Below are 5,121 nucleotides of genomic sequence, written 5' to 3'. Positions count from 1 at the left end.
CCCCTGACCCTGGACAAGGCGGCGGCAATAAAGATTTCTTTGAAAATGCCGATGTTGAGTTCAATGCTCACAAGACACAAATTCTGCAGTCTATCGACGCCATTATCGTCGCTGTTCAAGCCAGTCAGTTTGGCCCCGCCACATTCTTGAGAGTTCAAATGCGGGAAGCCGCGTTGGCAAAATCTTATCGCCCAGTCACGTCGCTCTTTCAAAAAGATCAATTCCCATGTGTCGGGGCTGACGCGGTTGGGACACTCTATTTTCGTGCCCCGCTCATCTATCTCTCAGCGTTACGTCGCAGGGTCGAACAAGCAGAGCAAACTGTTGTCATCAACATCTCAAAAAACACTGGTTTGCCTTATTCAGCGCCATCAGCCGCGCGTTCAGAAGTCGGTGCAATCGACAGCATTGAAATTGCTCCGGTTGCAGGAAAGCGTAATTTCTCCACGGCAGCGGCCATGCAGATGTTTTCTGATCCGCACACCGTTTCGGGGTATCATATCGAGTTATTCGAAACCCCGTCTCAAAACGTAATTACTGACGATCCGCTAGGCCACAGGGCCCTTTTGAACAGCTTACAAAAGATTTTGCTGAGCTTTGGTCCAGGCACACGCACACTTTTGGCGACGAAACTCGGGCGAACTCCCGTTCTAGAATTTCAACTGACCCAAAGTGATGAGCCAGCCCTCGTCGATAACCGCCTCGGACTGGCAGGGCGTGATGTAACTGCCATCACGCGCAGTGGTCCAGTTGATTTGTCATCAGATCGTCATGAAAAAGCACTTGCCGCTCTCGCAGCTCATCCACTTGTCCGTGCAATCAACCCACCTATTCAACTTCAATTGGGGAGTCAGGACATTCCCGCTCCGCAACAATCTGGAACAAGCAGCGGCAGCCAAGTGGCCATCCCCGCGCCCGTTCAGGGTGCCCCATATCCGATCGTGGGTGTCATCGACTCAGGCGTTTCCAACATTCTGTCCTCATGGCTCTCCGGTCGATTTGATTTTCTCGATGATGATGAATTTGACGGAAACCACGGAACGGGCGTTGCGGGGCTAATTGCCCTTGGCCAAAGCCTCAACGGACTTGCTGTCGCACCGGAGACCAGTGGATGCTTTCTTTATGATGTTCCGCTTTTCCCAAAGGGCCCGTTCTTAGACAAGTACCCCAATGGATTTTCTGACTTCCTGGAGGAGCTGGAACAGGCCGTCGCTGAAGCTAGTGAAGATCACGGCGTCAAGATCTTCAATTTGTCGATCAATGTGACCTCCGACGTCGATCGTCATCGGTATGGTCTCTATGCTGCGCGACTTGATCAGATAGCAGACACCTACGGCGTAATCTTTGTGAACTCGGCAGGCAATCTTCCAGTTGGCCAAGCTCGGGCACCTTGGCAAAAGAAGCCGAGCGATGTTGTATCCTATTTTGCATCGCGAACGCAGCCTGACACGATCTTTCAGCCATCCGAAAGCGTCCGTTCCATATCTGTGGGCGCACTTAACCCACCAAACACGACGCAGATAAAAGACGCACCAACAGTGTACACAACACGCGGCCCAGGCCTTCAAGTCGGCGTTAAGCCTGATGTTGCGGCGTATGGTGGTACTGGAGGTGTGGGTCCGGGAAATCCAACTGGCCTGAAATCGATCACCACTACTGGGGTTTCTCAGGATGTGGCGGGAACCAGCTTTGCGGCTCCGCTGATCTCTCGACTCCTTGCTGGATTAGATCGCGACACGCAGGGCGGACTGGGCTCTGAGGCGTTACGGGCTATGCTATTGCATCACTCAAACACGCCCGATCCGCTCACGAAGCGCGGCATGAAAGACATTGGTCGTCAGTTTGCCGGATATGGTCAGCCGACCAACGTCGCCGAGATGCTCGAAACAGATGATCATGAAGTCACGATGGTCTTTCAAAGTCGATTAACAATTGGGGCGCGTCGCCCCGCGATCCTTCGCTTTCCCTTTTCTTGGCCTCAAAGCCTTGTCGGTCCGCAAAGCACATGTTCTGGCCAAGTCAAAATGACGCTGGTTTATGCGCCACCCCTTGATCCCGCTTTTGGGGCCGAGTTTGTCAGGGTGAATTTGGAAGCGTCTTTGCGCCAAAGACAGAACCGAAAAAACCAGGATGGTCAGTATGGGTACACAAACCAAGTTGATGCGCGTTATTTACCTAATTCGTCTGGTCTGGGCATCCCAGAGAAGGCCCTTATTACTCATGGGTTGAAATGGTGGCCGTCAAAACAATATAGCCGAAATCTCAATGAACGCGGGGAAACGTCTGAGTGGCGGCTGGAGGTTACTAGTCTGGTACGCGCAGAAGCTGAATTCCCAGTTGCAGGGGTTCCTTTTGCTGTGTTGCTTACAATCCGCGACCCTGGTGGAACCAAACCCGTCTTTGCCGAAATGCGCCAGTCTTTGCAGGCCAGTCGTGCAAATGCTCAAGACATCAAAGCTGCTGCAAGGCTGCGTCCACGCCGCTAACGAGAGGTGGGTACTAACAGATGAATTGCTTGCTGAACGTCTCTCAAGCCCGTCTTGGAATTACACTGTATCACGATGACGTCTCTTCAAACAAAGCGCGTTTCTACCACATGACTCTTTCAATGGGTCTTTGGGGCAACCAGATTGTTGAACGCCAATGGGGAAGACGTGGAACTTGGGGTCAGTTTCGATTGGATTGTTTTGACAACCTCGAGGTGGCACTGGATGCAATGCAGGAAATATGTCGATCCAAGCTCGCTCGTGGGTACTCACTTGATGTCGGTGTAGACAATACCAAAATTGAGCTTATCGATCGAACGTTGCCTTAAGAGAAAACAAATTCGGCTATCTAATAATCCATATTTGAGAGAAGGGAGAGACGAATGGAAAGTCACAATTTTGAACGGCTGAAAGCGCATATTCTGCCCCTTTCTGCTTCCAATGACTTCGGGTCTGCGAGGGCAGAGTGGGGTCTCACTGCCGTTGAGGTTTCAGAAGAAATGGACAATTGCCCATGCGGGCAAGATATTAAAGAACATTGTTTCATTACGAACCGACTGACTGGTCATCAAACCTACGTTGGCAATGTTTGTATCAACAGGTTCATGGGTATTTCGACAGGCACGCTTTTCGCGGGTCTGAAGAGGATTGCGCAGGACGATAGTGCAAATGCCAACGATGACTTGATCGATTATGCCTACAAACAAGGGTATCTGTACGATGCTAAAGAGCTCTCTTTTCTACAGCAAACAAAGCGCAAGCGGAATCTTTCCGTCAAACAGCTAGAGTGGAAACGCAAAATCAATCGTCGGATTCTCAATGGTACAGTCGTCGCCAAACGAACCACGAGATGACTAGACTGCCCTGCGCTCTAAACGGGCAATGTCGCTAGTTTAATTGTCATCTTTCAATCAGATGACCTAATTTGCCGTACTGCGGCCAACCACTGCTCTCCGCCCCACAATCTTCTCGCTACGGTCTTAACTAGGTTTTTGGGTACCATCGAAGGGATATACTGATGAGCCTGCTTGAAAAACCTGTGCACCCCGGTGAAGTCTTGAAAGAGCTTTACCTTGATCCCCTGGACATGGGTGCGATTGCTTTTGCGCGACATCTGGGCGTGCCTCGGGCACGGATCGAGCGGTTGATCAAGGGCACGACGGGGATCACGCCCGATATGGCGCTGCGTCTCGCCCGAGTTTTTAACACGACACCGGCATATTGGATGAACTTGCAGACAAATTACGACATGGCGATAGCTGTAAAAAAAAATGACGTGTCTAATATTGAGCCGCTCATAACAACGTAGGTATTGCATTCCAGCATCAGCACCGCTGCATTACCTACAACCTAGCCTTATTGGACTGGCTGTTCGTTCTGAGAACTTCGAATGTGGTTGTTGCTGAACTTGCCCCCCCGATTAGGGGAAATCGAGTAGAAGGTTCCAGTCTTCATCCGGATTGTATCCCTGAGAATTCTCATCTTCGCTAACCCAAGCACCAAAGAAATCCTCCAATAGACCATGCGTTCCTAACGAAACCAGTTCTGATGGGTATCTATATTTTCGAACGAAATATCCGACGCGATGATAATCATCATCATCTATCAGCTCTTGTGTCATTGTATTGTACCGCATCAGGTCCCAGAGGTTATCCTGCTCTCCAACCATAAAGGACAACTTCGTATGCTTTCGAACGGCGGCTTCTAAACAAGACAAGTTAAATTGAGCTAACTCAGCCAGTAATCTCGCAGTTTCAATGGCTTCCCCGACCTTGAGTAGCTCGCCGTCGAAGACACTCAACCCGCTGGCCGGAAATCGGTAAGAAAACAATTCTCTTTGCTTCTGGCCATTCAACAGCCTAGATTTAATGGCGAGCGCTACGCCCTCATCAACACGCCGGAGTTTGTCTCCGGTTGTTTTTATAATACTCTGATGTGTCATTTTTATGGATTTCTCGTCCCTCCATTCGACGCACGGTAGCGTGAAAATGAACGCCCTCGCGCAATTTAGCATCGTATAGTAGTTCAGATATGGCAAAGTAATTTTGAGGTTTTCACTATCAGCGTGGTTCGCAGAAGTACCAAGTACGGTCGAAGCCAGAACAAATTTCAATGCCAAATAGCTGCGAATGAACCACTCAGCGTTCTTGTCGTCATCGAAGGACTTTGCCACTGGGCCGAATAACTCTCGTGTCTTTGTCGCGTAATTTTGGAGCGACTTATCCCCAATTTTTGTTAGCTCTTGATAACGGCAGATTGTATCCAGACCGGTAAGTGACACTACATCTTCGTGATCCATTTTTTGCCTTTGCCACAGAGTTTCAATGAACCGATCTATCTAGAAAAAATCTGCTCACCGCCAACGAAAACACCAGATGCTAAGCGAATTTATGGGCACCAATTGCAGGTGGGTCTTGCCGCATCAATGCGTCATCCCCCGATCCATCTCAACTTCGCGCGTGTCTAGCTCTGTCTCAGCCTCTCTTCGGCGGCCTTCACTAATTTCAAGCTCGTCTCGAGTTGCCTGCGCAAATTCCCGTAGTTCGAGCCCTCGCTCAGCAAGCCGTGCAACGCAGCCACGGACGCCGTTTGCGATTGAATGAGCACCGACACGCAGGCGGCCAATCCATCCATC

General features: G+C 50.2%; 6 protein-coding genes. 4 read left to right on the top strand and 2 right to left on the bottom strand.

Features of this window, described 5'->3' with window-relative positions:
• The 4 genes from ACSHWX_RS17765 to ACSHWX_RS17750 form a co-directional block, all read left to right on the top strand.
• Positions 1-2,486, top strand: a 2,486-nt coding sequence (locus ACSHWX_RS17765; protein ID WP_435669548.1) for a S8 family peptidase, incomplete at its 5' end; no start/stop codon positions are given.
• A gap of 20 nt (positions 2,487-2,506) precedes the next feature.
• The gene (locus ACSHWX_RS17760) at positions 2,507-2,815 is read left to right on the top strand and encodes a WGR domain-containing protein (RefSeq protein ID WP_435669547.1); all 309 of its coding nucleotides are present in this window, start codon (positions 2,507-2,509) and stop codon (positions 2,813-2,815) included.
• Between the two features lie 54 nt (positions 2,816-2,869).
• Positions 2,870-3,340: a hypothetical protein gene (locus tag ACSHWX_RS17755; protein WP_435669546.1), complete on the top strand. Its 471-nt coding sequence runs from the start codon at positions 2,870-2,872 to the stop codon at positions 3,338-3,340.
• A 164-nt stretch (positions 3,341-3,504) separates the two neighbouring features.
• On the top strand, positions 3,505-3,795 hold the full coding sequence (locus ACSHWX_RS17750; RefSeq protein WP_435669545.1) for a HigA family addiction module antitoxin: 291 nt from the start codon (positions 3,505-3,507) through the stop codon (positions 3,793-3,795).
• 111 nt (positions 3,796-3,906) lie between these two features.
• Here the strand turns inward: ACSHWX_RS17750 and ACSHWX_RS17745 are convergent, their stop codons facing one another.
• On the bottom strand, positions 3,907-4,785 hold the full coding sequence (locus tag ACSHWX_RS17745; protein ID WP_435669544.1) for a hypothetical protein: 879 nt from the start codon (positions 4,783-4,785) through the stop codon (positions 3,907-3,909).
• Between the two features lie 123 nt (positions 4,786-4,908).
• On the bottom strand, positions 4,909-5,121 hold a 213-nt coding region (locus tag ACSHWX_RS17740; protein ID WP_435669543.1), incomplete at its 5' end, for a hypothetical protein.

The organism is Maritalea sp. (assembly GCF_051251695.1).
In the GTDB taxonomy this organism is placed as follows: Bacteria; Pseudomonadota; Alphaproteobacteria; order Rhizobiales; family Devosiaceae; genus Maritalea.
This window is presented reverse-complemented; position numbering and strand designations above follow the sequence as displayed.